The sequence below is a fragment of the Myroides odoratimimus genome (genome assembly GCF_001485415.1).
In the GTDB taxonomy this organism is placed as follows: Bacteria; Bacteroidota; Bacteroidia; order Flavobacteriales; family Flavobacteriaceae; genus Flavobacterium; species Flavobacterium odoratimimum.
Window position 1 is genome coordinate 1 of sequence record NZ_BCMQ01000034.1, and the last position, 25,098, is coordinate 25,098.

Here is a 25,098-nt window from a genome sequence, read left to right on the forward strand (position 1 = left end):
GGGGCTCGAACCCAGGACCCCAACATTAAAAGTGTTGTGCTCTACCAACTGAGCTATCGAGTCGTTATTTCAATTCCTGATTGCGGGTGCAAATATAGAAGCTTTTTTTAGAAATCCGACACATATTTGTTTTATTTTTGACTTTTATTTTTCAATTCATCCTAACACTCTAATAAACAACCCCTTGTTTTTATGAAAAAAATTATTCTTTTAGGCTATATGGGTTCTGGTAAATCAACTATTGGTAAAATACTGGCAGAACAACTAAAACTAAACTTTATAGATTTAGACAACGAAATAGAGAAAAAACATCAAATGTCGATTTCATCCCTGTTTGAAACGAAAGGAGAAATCTATTTTAGGAAGCAAGAACACCTATTATTACATGAGATAATAGATACTCAAGATAACTTTATTCTTAGCTTAGGTGGAGGAACACCATGCTATGCTAATAATCATTTAGCTCTACAGAGAGAGGATATCTCCTCATTCTATCTAAAAGGTTCTATTAAAACACTAGCAGATCGTCTAGAAAAAGAAAAAGAGCATCGCCCTCTTCTTAATCAGAATTCAGACGATACTCTTGAAATTTTCATTGCTAAGCATTTATTTGATCGTAGTTATTTCTACCATCAGGCTAAAACTATTATAGCTATAGATGATAAAACTCCTGAGCAAGTAACTCAAGACATCCTTAATCATCTTAATTAGCTTAAATAAGCATACTCCTCGTCTCCATCAAAGACAACCTGAATATGCTCTAATAATGATGTAGATAATGATATCCCTTTAAAGTCCGCTTTAACGGGATATTTTTTATGGTTACGATCTACTAGTACCGCCGTTTTTAGTTTCTTTAATGGCACTTCTAAGAAATGCTTTACACCGTATATTAATGTCGCTCCAGAATTTAACACGTCATCTACTAGTACAACACACTTATCTGTATAAACTGTACTATTTAATGAAGTCTCTATTGGATTAATCGGATTCTGTTTATCTATACGCACTTCACAAAGAATTACTTTTATAGAAGAAATCTCTTGTAATGCTTCACTGATCTTTTGAGCAAAAGTATATCCACTATTTGCTACACCAGCGATTACTATTTCATCCTCATCTATGTAGGTCTCATAGATCTGATAAGCTATACGTTTAGTAGTAAACTTAATTTGCTCTTTAGTTAAAATGATTTTTTTAGTCATGTTGTTTATTAATTATAAAAAATAACTCTCTACCTGCTCTAGGCTTAATAGAGTTATGTGCTGTTTCTAAAACTTGTATATTGAACTTTTCCTTAAACAATTCTAAGTACTCTTCTTTACTTCCTCCAAAAGGGGGAGTCTCTTGATTAAAGTAACAATCAAATAACACCCCTACTAGCTTTCCTCCTGGTTTTAATAAATCATACATCTTCTCTACATAATCACTTCTCTTATCGGTAGGCAACGAACAGAAGAACGTTTGCTCTATAATAAGGTCATATTGTCCATCATGTTCAAAGAAATCTTCTAAAATCACATCACCATAAGGAAAGTTATTCATCAATCCGTACGCTTCTAAAGCACCAGCAATAGTAAAGTCTAATCCACTAATATTAGTAAAATCATTTTCATATAAATACATCAACTCATGCCCATGGCCTATACCTGGTACTAAAATAGCTAAATCTTTCTTTGTCAATTGATCGATGTATTCCTTAATAGGCGTAGTGATGCTTCCTGCATTCCATTGCGCCTCACTATTAGCATACTTCTTCTCCCAAAACTCTTTATCAAACATCCTCTTCCCTATCTTTAAAAGAATTATCTCTCTCTATACTATCTTCTCCTTCTATGATATCATCGTCTTCATAGTCGTGAAAATCATCTATATCTCTTCTATCTTTCTTAGTAGGACGTCCAGTCCCTTTAGCTCTATAATAGTCCTTCGATAACTTTAATAACTCTAAGTGCTCAAATGCCTCTGCAGGAGTCTCATCCTTGCGGTAAATATCAACTAACTTAGCTCCTACTCTATTAGCAGGTATACCTAATACTGTTAATTTATAAGTTATTTGATCTTTTCTCAATGTGATTTTATCCGTAGGAAAGACTTCTCTAGAGGCTTTAGCCGCTTGTCCATTCACCGTGATATGTCCCTTTTTACAAGCTTCCGTTGCTATATTTCTAGTTTTATAGTATCTAATACACCATAAATATTTATCAATTCGCATAATTTCGTATTAAATTTCTCTAACAAAGTACACAAAAATAAAGTAAAATTGTATCTTGCACTACTAAAATAAGTCAAAAAATGAATAGATTATTTACAGTTTTAGGTCTTGCTTTTCTAGGACTAACAGCTGCCAATTGTAATAAAGATGACGGTAATGGTGGAAATGAAGTTGTAAACCTAAGAGACCGTAAAGAAGTTCGTGATGAAAATGCAAAGCAAATAGAAGAGTTCTTAGCTAAAAACTACTTGATTATTGAAGGAGATAATATTCGTTTTGATAGTATTAGTAATCCTAATAAACCTAATCCTAATGTAGTACCTCTTAAAGATGATAAAAGAATCAAAATAGAGCAACAAATCATTACATCTGACAACTACGAATACGAAGCTGTTAGAAACCCTAATGGTACTACTTCTTTAAAGTTTTCTAAACCTAAAGACGAATTAGAATATACTATAGCTTATTTTATTGTTCCTGATGCAGATGGAAACAAACTAGAAGGAAAAGGTGATTATATTTCTACTATAGATTCTGTATATGTAAAGACAAAGTCATTTTCTTTAAAGAATGAATCTTTTGACAATAACGGGAATATAGGTAATTATTACTCATTCCCTATTACATTACAGGAGTTCGCTCTTATGTCACAAGGTAATTATGGTCTTATACCTGCTCAGTTAAAAACAGCAGAAAGACAACTATTAACTAAAGTAAAAACAGCTACTGGTATACAATTAGGTGATAATGGTATCCCTACTTATGAAAAAGGATCAGCAGGTAGAATTATTGCTTTTATCCCATCAGGAGTAGGATATTTCAATGCTGGATACGGATCTAAGCTTAAGGCATATCAACCACATATCATCGATATGACGCTTATAGCGAAAAGAGAACGTGATCACGATGGTGATGGTATCCTTTCAAAGTATGAGGCGAAACAAGTAATCGAAAAATCATCAGAACTAGGAAGAGCACTTACAGATGATGAGATACGTGCACTTAAATTAACGATTAAAGATTACTTTGACTTTGATACAGATGGTGACGGTGTACCTAACTTCTTAGACGATGACGATGATGGTGATGGTGTACTTACTAAAACTGAATTACAGTATAAAGACAAAAACAACAAAAAAGCATATTACCAATACTATGACCCTATTCTAAAAACTTGTTCTAATGTATTTAGATACCTAGACAGAGCATGTTTCCCAGATCAAAAAGATGGTGAGGTAATTTGGCCTACTAAAAAATAACAAATAAGATTATATACAAAGAGGTAGATTGATTCTACCTCTTTTTTTTGTCCTACTCCACTCATTATACTACTATACAAAAAAACCTGCTTGATTGCTCAAGCAGGTTTTTATATATTAGATATACTCTTAATTATCTTTTGAATTTACGGTTGATTACTAACTGTGCTTTCTCAACGATAGCTGTAGCGTTTAAACCATATTTTTCCATTAATTGCTCTGGAGTACCAGATTCACCGAAAGTATCTTGTACAGCCACAAATTCTTGTGGTAATGGGTTATTTAAAGCTAATACTCTAGATACGCTTTCTCCTAGACCTCCTAAGAAGTTGTGCTCTTCAGCAGTAACTATACATCCTGTTTTTGCTACAGATTTTAAGATAGCCTCTTCATCAAGAGGTTTGATAGTATGGATATTGATTACCTCAGCAGAGATTCCTTTTGCTTCTAACTCTTCAGCAGCGATTAAAGCTTCCCATACTAAGTGTCCTGTAGCTACGATAGTCACATCTGTACCCTCGTTTAACATAACAGCTTTACCGATAACAAACTTCTCATCAGCAGGCATAAAGTTAGGCACTACTGGACGTCCAAATCTTAAATAAACAGGTCCATCATACTCAGCAATAGCTAAAGTAGCCGCTTTGGTTTGGTTGTAATCACATGTATTGATTACAGTCATATTAGGCAACATCTTCATTAATCCGATATCTTCTAAGATTTGGTGAGTAGCACCATCTTCACCTAGTGTTAATCCAGCGTGAGAAGCACATATCTTCACATTCTTCTCAGAGTATGCTACAGACTGACGAATTTGATCATAAACACGTCCTGTAGAGAAGTTAGCAAAAGTTCCTGTAAAAGGAATTTTACCTCCGATAGTCATACCTGCAGCTAATCCAATCATATTCGCTTCAGCAATTCCTACTTGGAAGAAACGCTCTGGGTGATTCTTTTTAAAATCATCCATTTTTAACGAACCGATTAAGTCAGCACATAATGCTACTACATTCTCATTCTTTTGTCCTAATTCAGTAAGTCCTGCACCGAATCCTGAACGTGTATCTTTACTTCCTGTATTTGTATATTTTTTCATTTTTGATTCAATTTAAGTGGATTAATAATCTCCGAATGATGTTTCTGGATTTTGTTTTAAAGCTTCTTCTAATTGAGCATCACTAGGAGCTTTACCATGCCATGCATGTGTATTCATCATGAAGTCTACTCCATTACCCATTTCTGTTTTTAACAATACACATACAGGTTTTCCTTTACCTGTTTTAGCTTTTGCTAATTCATATCCAGCTACGATTGAATCAATATCGTTTCCTTTCTCTATCTCTATAACCTCCCAATCAAATGCTTCAAACTTAGCTTTCATAGAACCTAAATTTAATACATCATCAGTTGGTCCGTCGATTTGTTTTCCGTTTAAATCTACAGTAGCGATTACATTATCCACCTTCTTAGCAGATGCATACATAATAGCTTCCCAGTTTTGTCCTTCTTGTAACTCACCATCTCCCATTAAAACATAAACAAGGTGATTATCCTTATTTAATTTTTTAGCTTGAGCTGCTCCTACTGCTACTGAAAGTCCTTGTCCTAATGAACCTGACGCCATACGCACTCCTGGTAATCTATCATGAGTACATGGATGTCCTTGTAAACGCGTATTGATTTTTCTGAAAGTAGCTAATTCACTTACTGGAAAATATCCACTACGTGACAATACGCTATAAAATACTGGTGAAATATGTCCATTAGATAAGAAGAAGATATCCTCCTCTGTTCCGTCCATATTAAACCCTTCTTTTCTATCCATTAACTTTTGATACAAAGTCACTAAAAACTCTGCACATCCTAAAGATCCTCCTGGGTGCCCAGAACTTACAGCATGTACCATTCTAAGAATATCTCTTCTTACTTGAGTAGTTAACTCTGTTAATTGTTGTGTGTTTGGTTTCATTATTTTTTCAATAAATATTTACACACAAATATAAGATTATTTTACGGTAATCACTGTCTTTTTAAAACACTAAATAGTTCATAAATCTTTACTACAAGAAGTCTTCTTATCAAACTCTTTATTGATGCTAAATATCATTCTTCCTAAAAACAAAAAAGGAGACCTTATCAGTCTCCTCTTCTATCTCATATAGATTGCTGTTATTTAGACAGACTTGCCATAAATGGATCCGTTATACTTGCTTGACCATTCTCAATATGACCAGCATAATATTGCTTCCACTCTATATCCTCTTTACAACTTATCATCAAATCATACCAGCCGTTTGAGCTTGTATAATCCCATTTAAGTAATTCTTCTTTATTAGGAGGCAACTCTATAATCGTTGCTTTTTTTAGATACAAACTATTATCTAAAGCAACATTTACAGTATCCGCGCCATTATTTTTTAATTTCACAGAGATACTTAAATCTGTGAGTAAAAGAACCTCAACATAAATATCTAAATTTTTCTTACTTCCCTTAAAGCTTCTAAAGAACCCATTAGGTCCATGTATATTATAGTGATACTGCTCTCCATCTTCTACCTTCCAGTAATAATCCATTGGTTCATTATCTCTAACCGCAAAGTCCCAAATGCCTCTTGACGGGCTAGCTCCTAACATATCATATACTTGTACAGGAGCTGCATACACCTTATTCTTTAACTGATTAGACTCAACCGTGAAATCCATTTGTAACTGCGTTTTACTTCCTGCCAGTTTCACATTTGCATTCAGATTATAAGGTAAAGCACATGCCTTCTTTATTCCTTCTTCTTGTTTAGGAAATTTGGATAACAGTGTCCAATGTTTAGCCCCTAATACCTCTTTTTTTGTAAACGCATTAAAGTCTCCAGGTACCTTCTTCTCTTTTGCATTCATGATTCTAGCGATATAGTCCTTCCGATCTACGAAGTCTAAGTTTACCTCTCTTAGATCGCGTTCAGATTGGAATACACTCGTCATATTACCACACACCTCTCTTCTCCAGCTAGATATATTCTCTTCGATAACTTGTTTACCTGTCTTTTTTTCGATAAAGTATTCTAAGAACTGTATAGTAGAGGTCAAGTCTAACACCTCTGAGTTTACCCAGCCTCCTCTAGTCCAAGGCGAGGCTATAATCATAGGTACTCTATACCCTAATCCTATCGGACTAGCTAATTGACTATCAAGTTTATCTGTTCTTACTCTTTCTTGTTCTTTAGTGACCCACTCATCTTGCGTATCCATTCCTTTAGCCACTTTACCCATCGTCTTATCAGTCGTTAACGGTGGTACAAAAGGAGCAATATGATCAAAGTAACCATCATTTTCATCGTATGTCAACACAAATATTGTCTTCTTCCACACCTCTGGGTTCTTCGTTAGGATATCTATCGCTTCTGATAAATACCACGCCCCAAACCAAGGCGCTGAAGGATGATCCGAAAAGTTACACGGCGCAACTAACCAGCTTACCATAGGCAACTTATTTTCATCTACATCTTTTCTAAACTGATAAAAGATATCCCCCTTAGGCACCTCCATTGTTTTCTCCACGCCTCTCTCCATATAGGTCATCTCCTCTAGCTTGTGATAATCTGGATCACTTGTATTAGTAGTAAATGCCTTCTTGTGAATAGCTTTATCGAATTCGCTTAATGCTTCAAATTTAGAAGGAGAGTATAGATCAATATCTTTTTCTAGCTGCTGTATCTTACCTTCTACTTCTTGTATTTTATCTTTAGCGAGAGTCTTGTCATTCAAGCTTCCCTTTAATCTCTCCAACTCTAGTACCATATAGTCATAATGAGCCTTGTGAAAACGCACATTATATTGCTTATAGAACTCTAAATTATTATCTGTAAAATTCGCTAACCAACTCTCTGCATGCCAATCAAATCCCACAGGAACACTTAACTCATTCTGATATACTTTCCACGACACATTCGCTTTTTCTAATCGTTCTGGGTAAGTAGTCCAGCTGACATCTTTATAGTTTATCTGCCCATTATCCACATGAGCTATAGAGTTAGGATCTCTTGGCTTCTCGCGGATAGCACCAGCCCAAAAATAAGATCGATTAGCACTAGTACCTGTCAGAGAAGAACAAAAGTGCTGATCACATACTGTAAAGGCATCTGCTAATGCGTAATAGAAAGGAATATCAGCTCGTGAGAAATATCCCATCGTCAGAGGTAAATCCTTATACTCGGCATTACCAGGTCGTTTGGCTATCAACCAATTATCCATTTTACCCTCGTTACGAGCCTCTACCATATCCTTCCAACTATGTGGTAAGCCACCCATCCAAGTCACCTTAGTATTCTCAATATCAAGTCTAAAAGGACCATAAATATTTTTATGAATATCTGACTGAAACCAGACAGGCAGACCATCCTTAAGCTTCATAGCTCTAGGATCATTAAATCCCCTTACTCCTTTTAAAGTCCCGAAACAATGGTCAAAAGATCTATTCTCTTGCATTAAGAAAACAATATGTTCTGCATCTAAGAACGTAGATCCTTCAGGAGCTTTGATATCAAATGCTCTCTGAATAGATGCTGGCATAGCCTCTGCGAAAAAGAGTCCGCTTGAAAATAAAGCGGACTTCTTTATAAAATCTCTTCTTGTTGTACTCATATATCTTATTTTAACCACCAAGTGATACCGCGTATATTATCAGCTCCACCGAATTGGCTATTTAATGCTTCTTGTAGTTTAGCTTGATTTCTATTATACTCTGTTTGTGGATAAATCCATCTTGTAGGAGGGGTAATCCCCTCTTGTATTTTAAACTCTGGATACCCTGTGCGCAAATGGTCGTAATAAATCGTCCAATTCGATTGATGAAACATAGTAATATACTTCTGTGTCAAAATCTGTTTTAATTGCACATTCAGACTTCCTGTTTGATACTTCACCTTAGACTGATTTATATAATTGATAAAAGCGTCTTTTGTATAATAACTAGCCATTCCCTTCGCATATGTATTATAGAAATTAAAGTTTGCTTCTATCGCTTTATTATAAAAATCAGCTGCACTACCTCCTATCCAGTTACGCGCTACAGCCTCAGCTAATATAAACTGCAACTCAGAATAGCTCAATATAGAAGTAGGCTCGTTAGTAGGATCTAAATAATAACGACTCTTGATTTTAGATATATTCTTGGTTTGCACTAACTTTTCATTCTCTGCATAAGGCACTGTAGGATCCCCTCCATTATATCCACTAAAATCTGTAATAGGTAAACCTTTTTCTAATGCTGTTGACGTTTGTTGTGCAAAAGCAAATAACCTAGGATCTTTTAAATCTTGTAGTAAATTAATAAATGTTCCTGACATATACATACTTGATCCATAAGAACTTGAATTAAACTGAGGATAGCGACTACCTGCTTGATCGAAATACATAAGTTGTCCACTATCTGCATTACTTTCTAATAGGTTTCCTGCGTTATATATTTTTGCAAATTGTTCTGCTACTTGAATCGTACCAACTGTTTTTTTCTTAGATAAACTCATCAATACCTTTAATTGATATGAGTTTATTAACTTTTTCCATTTATCAGTATTTCCTCCATAGATTATATCTCCTTTAATAGAGGGTTTGTTTTGAATCATAGAGGCTGCTAATTCCAATTCTTTTAAAACTCCTACAAAAACATCCTCTTGTTTATCATACTTAGGGAAAGGAACTTTCTTCTCTCCTAATAAGGCTTCTGAGTAAGGTACATCACCGAAGGTAATCGCTAATTCATAAAAGAACCTAGCTTTAAGAAAATGACCTACCGCTATATATTCTTCCTTATTGGTACGTTTCGCTTCATCCATCATTTTTTGTACTTGTAACAACTTCTGATACGCTGAAAAACTAGAACTATTCCACTTAAAGTATTGACTAGTATTCTCTCCATCTGTCTGAATAATCATTCTAGAAGCATACTCTTTGCTAATTCCATTTAATGCAAAAGCTGACTTACTTACTTTGGGCAATAGTAAATAAGGATCTGCCTCTTTTACTCGGTTAGGGTCTTCGCTTAATTTATCTAAATCTTGACAACTTCCCATTGATATAATTACTAGAGCTAATGCCGCTATTTTTATATATTTTTTCATTTGTATCAGTATTAAAATTTAATATTCACTCCTAAACCTACCCATCTCGTTGACGGATCTTGAATATCATTAGAAGTAGTGATTTCGTAATCTGGATCAGAATAAAGTCCTTTTGATTTTTTCCATATCAATAAGTTATATCCTGTTAAGGAAGCAGATAGCTGAGTAATTTTCTTAGATTTAATCATCTCTGTAAAGTCATAAGAGATAGCCAATGTTCTTAGCTTAAAATACGTTCGATCAAATACGTTCGCAAATAGTTTATTCTCTTTCTCTGTTACTCGAGCACGATAAGGATAATTCTGTGCCCAACTTTGCCAACTTACTGCTCCTGTATGCTTTTGGAACTGACGTGTATCAGATACTACATTGCCATTTACATCTGTAATTAATTCTCCAGATACGATATTTACCCCTTCCGGTACATAAATAGGTTTACCTGTAGCATACTCCTGATCTCTATATTGGGTTGATTTAGGATGTTTTCCTCCCCACCACATTTTTTCTACCACTTGAGAGCGAGTAACTCCTCCCCATATTCCATCTATACCAATATTTACATTCCACTTTTTATACTTAAAGTTATTATTCCACCCTAAAGTCCATTTAGGATCGAAGTTTCCTAGTTTAGTAGCTTGCTTATTCCCTGTTGGCATTCCTGTTTTAGCATCTAAGATTACTTGTCCATCGGGCGCCTTCATCCATTCTATATCGTAATAAGAATCCGCTCTATCGTTCAATTTTAAATTTCCGTATTTAGCAGCGCCTCCATGTATCTTCGTAATTTTTCGTTCTCTTGTACTCCAGTTTACAGTAGAGTTCCATTGAAAATCATCTTTTTTAATCACGGCTCCTGATAGACTAAGTTCCCATCCTTTAGTAGTATATTCATTTCCGTTAAGCAACATATTATCAAAGCCAGAAGCTTCTGATACTGGGAATTTAATTAAGAAGTTAGAATCCAATACTCTATAATAAGTCAAATCAAAGTTTAATCGTTTATTAAAGAAGGCTGATGACAGTCCTAGTTCAAAAGATTTAGATTTCTCTGGTAGAAGACTTAAATCTAATATAGAATTAGGATACTCTACCATAGGATTACCATTAAATGAAGGTGTAACTGGAGAATAAGCTGACTGCAACTGGTAAGGGTCTAAGTCACTTGACACCTGAGCCCATGAAGTATATAGTTTTAAATAATCTACTTGTTTTGGCATTTCTATCAGATTAGATAACAATACACTCAAAGAAGTAGAAGGGTAAAAATATGACCTATTTTCTTTTATTAAACTTGATGACCAGTCATTTCTAGCGGCAAATGTAAAGAAGAACGAGTTAAAGAAATCTAACTCTACAGTACCATATACACTATTTACAGCTTTTTTTTCTAAACGATTCTCTGCTGTCACAGGACCTGTAGAATTCCCTAGATTATATACCCCTGGTACTGTTAATCCATCTGCTGCAGAATAACTTCTGTTGTACTGACTATATCTAGACGCTGCCCCAGCATTGACGTCTATACTCATATAGTCGGTTAGATCCTTCGTATACATCGCTAAGAAATCATATTCTAGTTTTAAATCTTTAATATTATTGATACTAAAACCACCTTCTCTACTAGCGCTGTAATTAAAGTAAGATTTAGGACTCTGTAACTCTTCTTTATTGCTTGAAGATACTACAGAAGCTCTTCCTTGAAACTTCAGGTCATCCGTAGCATCATATCTTAGTGCCATCTGTCCTGTCACAATATCTTTATTCCAAATTCTCTTAAAATTTTCAACCCCAAACCAAGGGTTATTATACCACGCATAATTCCAGTTCGCTTGGCGATATCCTTCCATACCAGGTACCCACAGATTATTCTTTAAGTCTCTACCATTTACATCTGACCCCAGCCATATTAGGACAGTATACATATGTCCACTCGGATTGTAATCATAATTAGGAATATTAGGAGAATAGATATTTGCATAAGTAAGTTTAGCATCTAACGCTAGTTTCTCTGTTAATTGAGTTGTTGATTTAAAAGAAAGGTTACCTCTATATAAACTCGTATTCGGTACGCGATCTTTATTATAGTTAAACTCCCCTCCTAGTCGATAAGATGTTTTCTCACCTCTATTAGCAACAGAAAAGCTTGTTCTTGAGTTCACTCCTGTCTCTAGAAATTCTTTTAAGTTATCGTGATATTCCCATGCTATAGGCACACGCTCATATCTAGACTTATCATTGTACATTGTCCCTTCAACGTTTCCATACCAGTTAATTACTTGTCCTGTTTGCTTATCACGAATAGGGCTATTCCACTGAGCTATTTTTAACCCTGGTGTAAACTTAGGCCCCCAGTTCATATCTCCATCACTAATACCACCATCTTTTCCATCCCAGAATTCATATTTACCATCTGATCCATTACCATAGTCTTTTTGTGTTTTTGGATAGACTGTAAATCCTGCACTTATCATCGTGTTCTGTGTAAGCGTCACTTCTAGTCCTTCTTTTTTAGCTCCTTTAGTTGTGATAAGGATAGCACCATTACGCCCACGAGACCCGTATAGAGCAGAAGCACTTGTTCCTTTCAGTACATTAATATCTGCTATATCTTCTGGTGCTATATCATAAAAATCTGTATCTACAGGGATATTATCTACGATGACTAAAGGAGTTTTTCCCCTAAGAGAGAACTTAGGTCCTTGTAATAATCCTGGTGCATTAGACACTTGAAGCCCTGACACCTGTCCTGATAATAAACTTCCCATATTAGGAGTAGCTACTTCTTGTGTTCTAGCTACATCTACTTTTTGTGTAGAATACCCTACTTTCTTTTCGGCTTTACTAATACCTAAAGCAGTAATAATAACCTCGTCTAAAGAAGAGCTCTCTGGATCTAAAGCCACCTTCATACTCTGCTGTACTCCTACAGGCACCTCTTTATTATTATATCCTATGAATGAAAATACCAATATATCAGTGTCCATTACTTCTATTTTAAATGCTCCATCTAGATCAGTACTAGTACCTTCTGCTGTATTTTTTATAGACACTGATGCTCCTGGTAAAGAAACACCTGATTCATCTACTACACTTCCTTGAAGTGTACGCTTCTCTTGAGCATAAATAAGGGTTACACAAAAGAATTGGAGAATAACTCCTATAAGTAATTTTTGTTTCATTTGATCGTGTTGTTATTATGTACTCAAATCTAGACTAGGCATTTTATCTAAATATTAACACAACACTAACTAATCACTATATTCTCATTTTCAAAATGATAGATTTTAAATAATCACTTAACTATATAGAAACAATATCATAAAAAACATTACTCTATCTTAACCTCACGAAGATGCTTAAACATATTACTTTCATAATACAGTTCATTTAACTACATTTAATTTTTCTTATTCTAGTATATATAACACATGAACACACCTATTTTAAAAACACAAGAACTGAGTATAGGGTACCCACTAAAGAAAGGACATTATAAAATAGTTCAACAACACCTAAACATTGAATTAAAGCCAGGTACACTGACTTCTCTTTTAGGAATTAATGGAATAGGAAAATCCACTTTATTAAGAACATTATCTGCTAACCAACAGATCATAAGTGGAAAAATACAATTATTAGGAGAAGAGCTACACACTTACAGCAACTCAAAATTAGCGACCATCATCAGTATAGTACTAACAGAGAAAATACCAGTCTCTGAACTAACAGTAAGAGAATTAATACAGATAGGAAGAACTCCTTATCTAAATCATTATAGTACCTTAACCGACAAGGACTATACACTAATAAATAGAGCTATAGAACTAACAGATATACAAGAGCTAGTCGATAGGAATATGAGCCAACTCAGTGATGGGCAGTTACAACGTGTGCTCATCGCTAGAGCCATCGCTCAGGATACACCTATCATTATCTTAGACGAACCTACTAATCACTTAGACTTGCATCATAAAGTAGCCCTGTTTAAACTACTGCGAAAATTAGCCCATGAAGAACAAAAAGCAATTCTATTCTCTTGTCATGATATGGATTTGGCCATCGCTTTTAGCGATGATATCATTGTACTCAAAAAAGATTCGAATACACAGGGAGAAACTGACACACTAATAGAACAAGGGGTCTTCGACAACTTCTTCGAAGATGATAATCTTAGCTTTGATAGAACACAAAAGCGTTTTATCCTTGCGGAGTAGTTGAGCTATTATGTCTCTTATTCTTAGAGATATTCTCTATCGTCCATTCTATCTGATGTTCAAATTCGGCCTGACGATAAGCACAATTCTCCACTTTACAGATCACACATGAGAAGGGCTTACAGTCATCCATGTGAACGAATAACTCCATATCTGCTCCGAACTTCTCGATTATCTCCTGTTCTAATTGTTCTACCTCTTTATGTCCTTCGACGATATTAAAATACCATGGTATGGTCATATGACAGTCAAAGTGTAATACTGCTCCATACTTAATAATACGTAGATTATGAAGATCTATCCAATTGGCTCTGCGGTGTTCTTGTAGATATTCTACAACTTCTTTTAACAAAAGTTCATCCGTTTCGTCCATTATACCAGATATCGCACCACGTACAATCTTGTATCCCGTGACAATAATGATCCCTGCAAATAATAATGCAACACCACTATCTAACCATCCATATCCCGTAAAATAAAGTAAAATCAAACCGATAATAATACCTATAGTAGAATAGGTATCTGACTGAAGATGTCTACCACTCGCTACTAAAGCAAGCGACTTATTCGTTTTTCCCTTTTTAATAGCGTACCAGCCTAGAATATAGTTTACTACTGCTGTTATCGCTACTAGGATAATTCCGTAATCTAGTTGTCCTACAGGTTGTGGGTGTAACAAATTACGCACTGCTTCGAAGATAATCACTAGCCCTGCTAGAATAATCATTCCCCCTTCTACAGTGGCTGAGATAAACTCTACTTTTCCATGCCCATAAGGGTGATTTCTATCTCGAGGTAATGCTGATAAATATAAACTATATAGTCCTACAAAGCCACTAATCACATTAATAACACTTTCTAAGGCATCTGTCAATATAGCTACTGAATGCGTTAAAGACCAAGCAAGTATTTTAATAACAAATAATAATACTCCTACTATGGCTACTATCTTCTGAAATTGATAATTCTCTTTTGCTTTAGTATTCATACTGGCTTAGATTATAATTGATCTACTTCTTTTACTTCTCCTACTTGCATCCCCTCTAATGATATCTCTCCGATGCGCACACGCACTAATCTTAGTGTTGCATGTCCTACATGAGCTGTCATTTTTCTTACTTGCCTAAACTTACCTTCTGTTAGGACTATACGTACCCAACTCGTAGGGCCATGTCTCTCATCTCTAATGCGTCTACCTACTCCTACCCACTCCGGTAATTGTTCTAATCGTTCTGCTACACAAGGCTTAGTCAAGTATTTCTCTCCTTTTACCCCGATAAGCACTCCATTTCTCATTTGTTCTACAGCCTCTTCTGAGATAACACCATCTACCTGCGCATAATACTCCTTTTCATAATGTGCTCCTCTTACGCGCTCACTAGTCATCCCATCTGTAGTCAAAAACAGCAATCCCTCAGAATTTTCGTCTAATCTACCGATAGCCATAGTCCCTTCTGGAAAATCATATAACTCTCCTAGCTTATGCTTCGTTCTCTTCTTCTCGTATATGAATTGGCTGATATAACCATGTGGTTTATATAACAAAAAATGTCTATGTGTAGATTCCATTATTAATGTCTCTATGGGGATTTATTCTGCGGACAAAGTTAGTTATTAAATAGAGTATGATTATTAGGATTTGATTATAATTTAATGCTAATATGCTATCTCTCTTACTTACTTTCTACTACAGCATTCATATTAGTCATAAAGGTATCTATAGCCTTAATATATCGCTCTCCATGTGTGGTATCAGACAACGCCTGAAATCCCTGAAGATGAGCCCCTTTATACAAAACCACTTCACTCTTAGCATTCAGAAACTTAGCTCGATAACTATCATTAGGAGACGTCAGTCCATCCCTATCTCCTGCAAAATATAAGACTGGTAAGGTCAGCTTACTCAACGCTAACTCATACTGTGCTGCACTGCTAGGCAATGTGTACTCTTTCTCTAAAAACTGTTTTAGCTTACTAATGATATCCCGCGGACTAGATACAAACCCTTCTGCTATCAAGAAATCAAACTTCAAATCTGTATATAATAATGTACTAGCTATCGTGCCCATCGAAAGGGCCCAAACACCTACTGGCTGCTCAAATCTCTTCTGACTATACTCTACTACTGCTTTTAAATCTGTGACGAATTCGTCATAATACAGCTGTGTCTCTATCATATCGAATGCCTGACTCTCTCCATATCCTCTATAATCAAACATCACGACAGTATACCCATGCTTCGCTACTTCTAAGACTTGTCTTACATAATAAGACATATTACCTGCATCGCCATAGGCTAATACCAAGACTTTCTTTAAGTCCTTATCCTTAGGCGGAAAACAAATCCAAGATTTCAATTTATAATCATCCTTCGTTACAATCTCTAAGGCTTCAAAATTCACTGTCGAATTAGCAGGATGATCTACATACTCCTTCAACGGCTCTACTGCCCAAGACATATAACTGATTAATACTAAAAATATAGATAGAATAATTCTCATCTCAACTCTTATTTTGTTTCTTCACTCAAATATACAATTTTACAATAGTCTGACGCCATTAAACTTACTTTCTAACAATAAGTTCCTAACTTCCTTTTCCTTCTTCTAAATTTCAATAGTACAGATAGTCTAAAAAAGAAGCATTTATTTTTTTGTTATCTAAGATAAAAGAGAGTATAAAAAGCTTCTATTTCAGAAAATTTACTCCGTTTTTTTTCTAATTGACTCCTTTTAGTCCTTTTATAAGTCCATTATTGAAAAAAACACCTTCTTTTTTTATTTATCTAAAAAACATAACACACTAATAAACAACAAATTAACATCATTTAATAAATTTAAAACAAATTTAAACCTAGTTATAAACCCAACAAATACGGGCTATACAGCCAGATCCTTCGACAATACATGGACAATAAGTCGAGTTTAATGGAGCTAGAAGCACTTTTGTCCAACAAATCTCCTTTTATATTCCTCGTATTCTCCCCTCACTTGGTACTATATTGCATTATATAAAATACCTCTCCCTCCTTGATAGATTTACAACATTCACAGATATATACATAAAACACTACTATTATATCTAAGTATCAATAGTATAAATCATCTCCAATAAAAAACATCAATTCATATAGAATACAGATCAACTAGCAAATAAAAAGAGCTGTTTATGAATTTCAATGAACAAATTCAAAAAGGAGGAGGTTAATACAATGTCCGTAAATCCTTTAAAGACAAACTCTTTTACTTCCTCTAGTTTATCTTTTTAATAATACCCTAGTGATAATCCTTCTAATCAACTTTTAATTATTATTTTTGTTACACTAAAATATTATACATTATGCAACATATCATTGACCGTTTCATCAGTTATGTAACTGTTGATACTGAATCTGATTCATCTTCAAATACTTGTCCAAGTACTGAGAAACAATGGGATTTAGCTAACAAATTAGTTGAAGAGTTAAAACAAATAGGTCTAGAAGACGTAACTATCGATGAGAACGCTTACATCATGGCTACATTACCTAGTAATGTAGATCACGAAGTGCCTACTATCGGGTTTATCGCACACTTCGATACTTCTCCTGACTTTAGTGGTGCTAATGTTAAACCTCAAATCGTAGAAAACTATGATGGTGGTGATATCGTATTAAACGAAGAGTTAAACGTTGTCTTATCTCCATCTTACTTTAAAGACCTTCTTCAATATAAAGGACAAACGATCATCACTACTGATGGTACGACTTTATTAGGAGCTGATGATAAAGCAGGGATCACAGAGATCGTATCTGCTATGGAATATCTAATCCAACATCCAGAAATCAAACATGGTAAAATCCGTATCGGATTTACACCTGATGAAGAGATCGGAAGAGGAGCACACTTATTTGACGTTAAAAAATTCGGTGCTGAGTGGGCGTATACTATGGATGGTAGCCAAATCGGTGAATTAGAATACGAAAACTTCAATGCTGGGTATGCTAAACTTACTTTTAATGGTAAAAGTGTTCACCCAGGATATGCTAAAGGTAAGATGGTTAACTCTATCTTATTAGCAAACAAATTTATGTCTAAATTACCTAAAGATGAAGTTCCTCAAAAAACAACAGGTTATGAAGGATTCTTCCACGTACATACTGTAACAGGTAGTATAGAAGAGTCTGTGGTAGAACTAATCATCCGTGACCACAACCTTAAGAAATACGAGAAACGCAAAAAGCTTGTTGCTAAATTAGCAGATAAGTTTAATAAAAAGCATGCTAAGAAATTTGGTGGACCTATCGTTAACTGCGAAATCGGTGACCAATACTTCAATATGCGTGAGAAGGTAGAACCTGTGATGCATATCGTAGATATCGCTGAGGAAGCTATGAAGCAATTAGATATCAAACCATTAATCAAAGCTATTCGTGGTGGTACTGATGGTTCTCAACTTTCTTATATGGGATTACCATGTCCTAATATCTTCGCTGGAGGACATAACTTCCACGGAAAATATGAGTATGTACCTGTAGAAAGCATCGTTAAAGCAACACAAGTAATCGTTAAGATCGCTGAGCTTACTGCTGCAAAAGCAAAGTAATTCTTATTTGACTATATACAAAAAGGAGATTCTGATGAATCTCCTTTTTGTATTTCTACCTTTTATAATATTACATACTACTTTACAGTATCACTATTGCCTAGCAAATGTTTCTTTAGTTCATTCTCTTGTTCTCTTAACTCCACTTCTACAGCACGTCTCTTTTCTTTTCCTTCTTCTTGGATACGCACTATGTCATCAATAGTGTTAATAATATCAGAGTTAACCTTGCGAATAGTCTCTATATCTACGATACCTCTCTCTGTCTCCTGTGCGATCTGAACTGTAGAGTCTCTAAGCAACTCACTATTGCGACTCAATAATTCGTTAGTCGCATCTGTCACGGCACGTTGTGCTCCTAGTGCCTGCTGTGAACGAGCTATACCAAGTGTCAAGACCATCTGATTTTTCCATAATGGAATAGTGTTTACAATACTTGATTGTAACTTCTCCATTAGCATCAAGCTATTGTTCTGTACCATCCTGATCTGTGGAGAAGACTGAAGAACAACCATTCTAGTCAACTTTAAATCATGTACCTTTCGGTCAAATCGAATTACTTGTTGTTCTAAATCTTTATACTCTTGTATCTTCGCTGGATCATTATCCTTCTCCGCTTCAGCTTTTAATTGTGGTAATTCTACTGTATTTAATTCTTTTAGTTTCTCTTCTCCAGCTGCTATATATAAAGACAACTCATTAAAGTAATTCTTATTCTCTTCAAACAGCTTATCGAACATCGCTACATCTTTCATCATAATCTTATAATGACGTTCTAGCTGAAGTTCTATAGCATTGATATTGGTTTCTACTTTACTATACTGGGTCTGAAGACGTGCTATCTTTTTCTTAAATGAATCAAACATTGGGAATAAGCTTTTCTTATTCGCAATACCTTCAAAAGACTTTACTTCTTCTTTTAAATTGACTAATACACTAGAAGTTTCTCCTAAATCCTTCGTCTGTACTTGTTTTAATATTTCTGTAGCAAAAGTACTTGCTTTTAACTGACTATTAGCTCCATACTGTATCACCTGAGTTGTATTACTTAAGTCAATACCTTTCTTATATGATTCGATTTGTTTTAGTTCTTGTGGCGTGAACTCTACATTCACTGAAGGTGCTAACACGTTCTCATCACGCATTTGTTGAATATCTTTTTCCATAACTTCTTTTTATAATAAACCTCTATTTTTTAGATCTTGTATATAGACTTCAGAATCTAAATCTATGGTTAAATGGTTAAATCTCGTTTTATTACTTAATTCATTTTCGAATGCACTAATAACACTAAGAAGGGTTGTTCTTATTTTACTTTCAGCTAATCGAATAATATCATTATCTAATTTTGATAATTCTATCTGATGATACTGTTGTAACATATTTTCTATAGAGTAAGCGTGTCGTTCAATAAACAATTCGCTGATATGCTTATTATCTTTAGTAATAGATTTAGTCAACTGAATCATGCTAGCAATACTTCCTCTTACTTCTTGTTGTTTTATCTCTTGTTGCCAAGTTACTAAATGATCTATAAAATCACTAACAGACAATACTTCTGATATTTTCTTTCTGCGCATAAAGTCTAAATAGTCATAATCAGTATTCCATCTTATTTTAATAATAGACTTAAGGTGCACTCTCCTCAAGAATTCTTTTAAATACATAGCGATAACCAATGCACCACTCAAAAGAATAGCAAACAACAAAATGTCTAATCTACCAGAGTCCTTATAAAAGAGATACAGAAAATAACCTCCTACATATAAACCACTCCATAAGATACTAGCAATAACTAAATTCTTAATCTTACCTACCACTCCCATATAAAGCATAGCCAATGGAGGTAGTACAAAAGGAAAGAGAATAGCTAAATAACTAAGCCACCCTACTTTTAACTCCCAATTTTTAGATTGATGTGTAAACCATCCCATTATAACAATCCTTTTCCTTTTAATACTGATAAATAAACTGAAGCTTCTCCATCTACTGTTAGAACTTGAGTCTCTATTATCTTAGATAGCTCGTTCTCTAATGCAATTCGTGCATACTTAACTAAGTTTTCTAACTTAGATATAGATTGCTTTACTTCGTTATTTATATGATAGCTATTATTCAACTCTATATACTGAATTAAAGCATTCTCTATAGTAGACACATGACGTTCTAACAGCAAATCAGTACTAGCTGATTCTTTTAGTACTATAACGTCTATTAAGCGAAGAATCTCATCGATCTCATTAACTATACTAGGATTAGATATCTGTCTTCTAAATGTCCTTAAATTAGCCATAAAAGACTCTTTTAATGACTCTGAAGACTGTACATCTTCCAGCTGTTCCATGATTACATAATAATTGTATTCTTTGTTCTTTTCTAACTTAATATAGTTTTTTAAATCTAACCTCTGTAGATACTCAGGTAAGTACAGTGCCAAATACACAACATAAATATAAAAGCTTATATAATTCAACGTTAACAATGAAACAGGGCTTTCTCCTGCTAAATAAACAAATAAAGCAATCAATAAAACTAATAAGTAAACAAGTGAAATCAAGAAAGAGGTCTTAATCCAACGCGTAACCTTTACTTGATAGCCAAATATCATCACCACTAAAGGGGTAAGAACTCCTAAACTTAAAAAGCTAATAATACCTACAGTACCTAATAGTACAAGCCCTTCCCTTATTTCCCAAGTCTTATTTCGGTTAGTAAACCACCCCATTTATATTTGTTTAATAGATATTTTAAAGATATTAAAATTTTCTATAATACTCAATAAATTACACTTAAGCAGTTACTAGATTATAAAGTAAATTCATAAAAGAAATGACATACTTGAGTTTACTGCATAAAAAAAGCCCCAACATAAATGTTAGGGCTTTTGAAATTTATAGGTTAGGAATTATTTTCCTTTCTCCATTCTTTCTTTTAATTCAGCTAAAGCGTCGATATCACCTAAAGTTGTTTTTTCTGCAGAATTATTTGCAGTTTCAACAGCTTTTACATTTTTCTCTTCTTCTTCACGGAAGATAGAAGTGTGAGAAGCAACTACTCTTTTGAATTCTTTGTTGAACTCAATAATTTTGAATTCAGCAGTTTCACCTTTTTTCAACTTTTTACCGTCTTCTTTTTCTAAGTGACGAGTTGGGATGAAAGCTACAACATCATCTTCGAATACTACAGTAGCACCTTTGTCAACTAATTCAGAGATTTCTCCTGAATGTACAGTTCCAACAGCGTAAGCATCTTCGTATTTATCCCAAGGATTAGCAGTAGTTTGTTTGTGTCCTAAAGATAATTTACGTCCTTCAACGTCTAACTCTAATACAACTACGTCTAATTTATCTCCTACGTTTACAAACTCAGATGGGTGTTTGATTTTCTTAGTCCTTAGTCTCCAAGATAAGTCAGAGATGTAAATTAATCCATCAATTCCTTCTTCTAATTCTACAAATACACCGAAGTTAGTAAAGTTACGAACGATACCATTATGTTTAGAACCTACAGGGTACTTAGAAGTGATATCAGTCCAAGGGTCTTGAGTTAATTGTTTAATACCTAAAGACATTTTTCTCTCTTCTCTATCAAGAGTTAAGATAACTGCCTCTACTTCGTCTCCTACTTTAACGAAATCTTGAGCTGATCTTAAGTGAGTAGACCAAGACATTTCAGAAACGTGGATTAAACCTTCAACACCTTCAGCAACTTCGATGAAAGCACCGTAATCAGCTAAAACAACTACTTTACCTTTAACTTTGTCACCAACGTTTAAGTTAGCATCTAAAGCATCCCATGGGTGAGCGTATAATTGTTTTAAACCTAATTGAATTCTTGTTTTCTCATCATCAAAGTCTAAGATAACAACGTTTAATTTTTGGTCTAACTCTAATACTTCACTTGGGTGGTTAATTCTTGACCAAGATAAGTCAGTGATGTGGATTAATCCATCTACACCTCCTAAGTCAATGAATACTCCGTAAGAAGTGATGTTTTTAACAACACCTTCTAACACTTGACCTTTTTGTAATTGACCGATAATTTCTTTCTTTTGAACTTCGATATCAGCCTCGATAAGTGCTTTGTGAGATACAACAACGTTTTTGAATTCGTGGTTAATTTTAACTACTTTGAATTCCATTGTTTTGTTCACGTATTGATCGTAATCACGGATTGGTTTAACGTCAATTTGAGAACCTGGTAAGAATGCTTCGATTCCGAATACGTCAACGATCATACCACCTTTAGTTCTACATTTAACGAATCCATTAACAATCTCTCCAGACTCGTGAGCAGCGATAACTCTATCCCAAGCTTTGATTGTACGAGCTTTTCTGTGAGATAATACTAATTGTCCGTATTTATCTTCTCTTACGTCGATTAATACTTCAACTTTGTCTCCAACTTTTAAGTTTGGATTGTAACGGAACTCGTTTAAAGAAATAACACCTTCAGATTTAGCGTTGATATCAACGATAGCGTCTCTGTCAGTAATTCTAACTACAACTCCTTCTACTACTTCTTCGTCATCAGTAGAAATAAATGTTTTTTCTACTAGGCTTTCGAATTCTTTTAATTGAGTCTCTTCAACTGCATCGATACCATTTTCGTAGTTTTCCCAGTTAAAATCCTTTAAGAACTCTTCTTGTGTTTTAATATTTTCAGACATCTCTGATAAAAAATTTGTATTCTAGATTTTATAAGTTTCTATATATCAGAATAAAATACTAGAAGTTGTTTAACATTTAAAATAAACACCCTTAGCGAAACTTCTCTGAACTAAAAGCGGTGCAAAAGTATAACTTTATATTATATATACAACTATATAATAACATAATTTTATTATTAATAGCTTGCTAATCAATCTCATTATAGAACAAAAAAGGTCTATGCTATAAGCGATAGACCTTAATTATATATTAAAAGAATTAAATATCTAATTAGTCATGTTTAACTTCTCGTTATCACTAGTTGAAGCTTTAGCTTTTTTATTAAATATCTTAATAAACTTACTATTCTTATATAAGTCCCAGTTCATTAAACCTACACTTAATAATACAACTACTAATCCTCCAATTTGTAAACTAGTGATAATATCATCTGTAAAGAAATAGCTCAATGCCACAGCTACAACAGGATTAACATAAGCATAAGTACTAACCTCTACTACTGGTCTATTCTGAATTAGCCAAATATAAGAGCCAAAAGCTAAAATAGAACCAAAAGTTATTAGATATCCTAATGAAAACCATCCTGACACAGACACTTCTATAGGATCAAATGCAGCAAACTCTCCATTTAATAATGCTACTAAACAAAATAGCACACCTGCAGTAATCATCTGCCAAGACGTTTTAACCATAACATGAAGATCTTCTCCTTCATCAGTATTCTTATCTTTAGAATATTTCGAATACAATGATCCAGCTGTCCAAGCTATAGATCCTAAAATCAGCAATACCATACAGAAAATATTCAACAGACGTTGTGATTCATCACTAGCAATATTAATCTGTTCAGCAAATAACATAATCACACCAACAAAACCAAGAATCAAACCTAATACAGTTGGTATACTTGAAAAGTTATTCTTCCATTGAGGCTTATCCAATATGACAAACCATAAAGCTGCTGCTGCTGCCATAATAGCGGCAATACCACTAGATACATGTTGTTCTGCCCAAATCAAAGCCCCCATATCAATAAATAGTAATAAGAACCCAGTAATACATGCTTGCTTAACTACTTTCTTATTAAACAATTTATACCCTTTCATTTTACAGTAAGTCAATAAAAGAATACTTGCACTAAAGAAACGTAACGTTCCTAAAACAAAAGGTGTAAAATCACTTAATGCTTTGTGAATAAAAAAGAATGTTGATCCCCAAACAAAATATACAACGATATAAGCTGCAACAACAGTGCTTTTACTTGTGCTATTTGTACTAACTGCTCCCATAACTAATACTCTAACCTTTCTGGTATAATTAATTTATTTTCTTCTTTAACTGTTTGTAAAACTATAATTGTTCTAGTTGAAATAATTCCTTGAATTCTTGATAGTGAATTTCTCATTAAATGCACTAAAGCTAATGAATCTGTTGTGCGTACTTTAATCATATAACCATCATCACCTGCTATATCATGAACTTCTAAAACTTCTGGAATCTCTGCCAAGAGTCTCCCTGTTTCTTCATCTCCAATAATTTCATCAACTTTAATAAAAATAAAAGAAAGCATTTTTTGATCTAAAGCTTTAGGATTAACCTTTGCATGATAAGCTAATAGAACATCCTTATTCTCTAACTTCTTCACTCTTTCCAATACTGCAGAAGGAGCCATACCAAGTTCCTTTGCTATATCCGAATTATTAATTCTAGCATTATCCTGCATCATTCGCAGAATCTTTAAATCAATCTCATCTAACTTATACTCCATCATATCGTATTTAACGAGTGCAAAGATACATACAAAAAGAATTATATACAAACATTTTAAATAAATTTAGAATATAATTCGGTCAATTATTTTAATAACAGAATTATATACAAATAAAAAACAAAGAAATAGAATTGTGGGGAAGTAAAAAAAGATAATATACAAAAATAGAACAACATCTTGTCTGCAGAAACAAAATACGACTAACCCAAATAAACAAAAAATCCCCAACCTCATACGAGATTGGGGATTCTATAAAGAAAGGCGGCGACATA

21 protein-coding genes are annotated in these 25,098 nt (G+C 34.2%); 4 read left to right on the plus strand and 17 right to left on the minus strand.

Annotated features, from left to right (window positions below):
- Positions 1–192 precede the first annotated feature (192 nt).
- Positions 193–711 carry a shikimate kinase gene (locus MODO_RS17340; RefSeq protein ID WP_006258776.1) on the plus strand — a complete coding sequence of 173 codons (519 nt, stop codon included), beginning with the start codon at positions 193–195 and terminating at the stop codon, positions 709–711.
- Here MODO_RS17340 and MODO_RS17345 read toward each other — a convergent pair.
- From MODO_RS17345 to MODO_RS17355, 3 genes are read right to left on the minus strand one after another with little or no spacing between them, the layout of a single operon-like run.
- Positions 708–1,205 (minus strand): phosphoribosyltransferase family protein, encoded by a 498-nt coding sequence (locus tag MODO_RS17345; RefSeq protein ID WP_006258779.1) that lies wholly within the window; start codon positions 1,203–1,205, stop codon positions 708–710. The genes MODO_RS17340 and MODO_RS17345 overlap by 4 nt on opposite strands.
- Complete coding sequence (locus tag MODO_RS17350; RefSeq protein ID WP_006258780.1) at positions 1,198–1,782, minus strand: class I SAM-dependent methyltransferase; 585 nt, start codon at positions 1,780–1,782, stop codon at positions 1,198–1,200. Before MODO_RS17350 ends, MODO_RS17345 begins: the two co-directional genes overlap by 8 nt.
- A complete protein-coding gene (locus MODO_RS17355; RefSeq protein WP_006258781.1) occupies positions 1,775–2,215 on the minus strand; it encodes an RNA-binding S4 domain-containing protein in 441 nt (146 codons plus the stop codon). Before MODO_RS17355 ends, MODO_RS17350 begins: the two co-directional genes overlap by 8 nt.
- An 80-nt stretch (positions 2,216–2,295) precedes the next feature.
- Here MODO_RS17355 and MODO_RS17360 point away from each other — a divergent pair, with 80 nt between their 5' ends.
- Positions 2,296–3,474: an EF-hand domain-containing protein gene (locus MODO_RS17360; protein WP_006258782.1), complete on the plus strand. Its 1,179-nt coding sequence runs from the start codon at positions 2,296–2,298 to the stop codon at positions 3,472–3,474.
- Positions 3,475–3,607: 133 nt separating this feature from the next.
- Here MODO_RS17360 and MODO_RS17365 read toward each other — a convergent pair whose 3' ends face one another.
- The 5 genes from MODO_RS17365 to MODO_RS17385 form a co-directional block, all read right to left on the minus strand.
- Positions 3,608–4,570 (minus strand): transketolase family protein, encoded by a 963-nt coding sequence (locus MODO_RS17365; protein WP_006258783.1) that lies wholly within the window; start codon positions 4,568–4,570, stop codon positions 3,608–3,610.
- A 21-nt stretch (positions 4,571–4,591) separates the two neighbouring features.
- Positions 4,592–5,443 carry a transketolase gene (locus tag MODO_RS17370; RefSeq protein ID WP_006258784.1) on the minus strand — a complete coding sequence of 284 codons (852 nt, stop codon included), beginning with the start codon at positions 5,441–5,443 and terminating at the stop codon, positions 4,592–4,594.
- 200 nt (positions 5,444–5,643) lie between these two features.
- Positions 5,644–8,109 carry a phosphocholine-specific phospholipase C gene (locus MODO_RS17375; protein WP_006258785.1) on the minus strand — a complete coding sequence of 822 codons (2,466 nt, stop codon included), beginning with the start codon at positions 8,107–8,109 and terminating at the stop codon, positions 5,644–5,646.
- A gap of 5 nt (positions 8,110–8,114) precedes the next feature.
- Positions 8,115–9,587: a SusD/RagB family nutrient-binding outer membrane lipoprotein gene (locus MODO_RS17380; protein ID WP_006258786.1), complete on the minus strand. Its 1,473-nt coding sequence runs from the start codon at positions 9,585–9,587 to the stop codon at positions 8,115–8,117.
- An 11-nt stretch (positions 9,588–9,598) separates the two neighbouring features.
- Entirely contained in the window at positions 9,599–12,766 is a 3,168-nt protein-coding gene (locus tag MODO_RS17385) for a SusC/RagA family TonB-linked outer membrane protein (RefSeq protein ID WP_006258787.1), read from the minus strand.
- A gap of 249 nt (positions 12,767–13,015) precedes the next feature.
- On the opposite strand from MODO_RS17385, the gene MODO_RS17390 reads away from it, so the two are divergent.
- A complete protein-coding gene (locus tag MODO_RS17390) occupies positions 13,016–13,801 on the plus strand; it encodes an ABC transporter ATP-binding protein (RefSeq protein WP_006258788.1) in 786 nt (261 codons plus the stop codon).
- Here MODO_RS17390 and MODO_RS17395 read toward each other — a convergent pair.
- From MODO_RS17395 to MODO_RS17405, 3 genes are all read right to left on the minus strand, one after another.
- Entirely contained in the window at positions 13,785–14,789 is a 1,005-nt protein-coding gene (locus MODO_RS17395) for a cation diffusion facilitator family transporter (protein WP_006258789.1), read from the minus strand. The genes MODO_RS17390 and MODO_RS17395 overlap by 17 nt on opposite strands.
- A gap of 11 nt (positions 14,790–14,800) precedes the next feature.
- Positions 14,801–15,370, minus strand: a complete 570-nt coding sequence (locus tag MODO_RS17400) for a pseudouridine synthase (protein ID WP_006258790.1) — start codon at positions 15,368–15,370, stop codon at positions 14,801–14,803.
- A gap of 104 nt (positions 15,371–15,474) precedes the next feature.
- A complete protein-coding gene (locus MODO_RS17405; RefSeq protein WP_006258791.1) occupies positions 15,475–16,302 on the minus strand; it encodes an alpha/beta hydrolase in 828 nt (275 codons plus the stop codon).
- An 838-nt stretch (positions 16,303–17,140) separates the two neighbouring features.
- Between MODO_RS17405 and pepT the strand changes: the two genes are divergently transcribed.
- On the plus strand, positions 17,141–18,385 hold the full coding sequence (gene pepT, locus MODO_RS17410) for a peptidase T (RefSeq protein WP_006258792.1): 1,245 nt from the start codon (positions 17,141–17,143) through the stop codon (positions 18,383–18,385).
- Between the two features lie 77 nt (positions 18,386–18,462).
- Here pepT and MODO_RS17415 read toward each other — a convergent pair whose 3' ends face one another.
- From MODO_RS17415 to MODO_RS17440, 6 genes are all read right to left on the minus strand, one after another.
- Positions 18,463–19,551, minus strand: a complete 1,089-nt coding sequence (locus MODO_RS17415; RefSeq protein WP_006258793.1) for a toxic anion resistance protein — start codon at positions 19,549–19,551, stop codon at positions 18,463–18,465.
- A 9-nt stretch (positions 19,552–19,560) separates the two neighbouring features.
- Positions 19,561–20,319, minus strand: coding sequence for a hypothetical protein (locus MODO_RS17420; RefSeq protein ID WP_006258794.1), 759 nt, complete (start codon positions 20,317–20,319; stop codon positions 19,561–19,563).
- A complete protein-coding gene (locus tag MODO_RS17425; protein WP_006258795.1) occupies positions 20,319–21,110 on the minus strand; it encodes a hypothetical protein in 792 nt (263 codons plus the stop codon). The genes MODO_RS17420 and MODO_RS17425 overlap by 1 nt, the downstream gene beginning before the upstream one ends.
- Before the next feature lie 180 nt (positions 21,111–21,290).
- Positions 21,291–23,054: a 30S ribosomal protein S1 gene (rpsA, locus tag MODO_RS17430; protein WP_059051591.1), complete on the minus strand. Its 1,764-nt coding sequence runs from the start codon at positions 23,052–23,054 to the stop codon at positions 21,291–21,293.
- 267 nt (positions 23,055–23,321) lie between these two features.
- Entirely contained in the window at positions 23,322–24,344 is a 1,023-nt protein-coding gene (locus tag MODO_RS17435; protein WP_006258797.1) for an EamA family transporter, read from the minus strand.
- Positions 24,345–24,346: 2 nt separating this feature from the next.
- Positions 24,347–24,823, minus strand: a complete 477-nt coding sequence (locus tag MODO_RS17440; protein ID WP_006261921.1) for an Lrp/AsnC family transcriptional regulator — start codon at positions 24,821–24,823, stop codon at positions 24,347–24,349.
- Between the last annotated feature and the right edge of the window lie 275 nt (positions 24,824–25,098).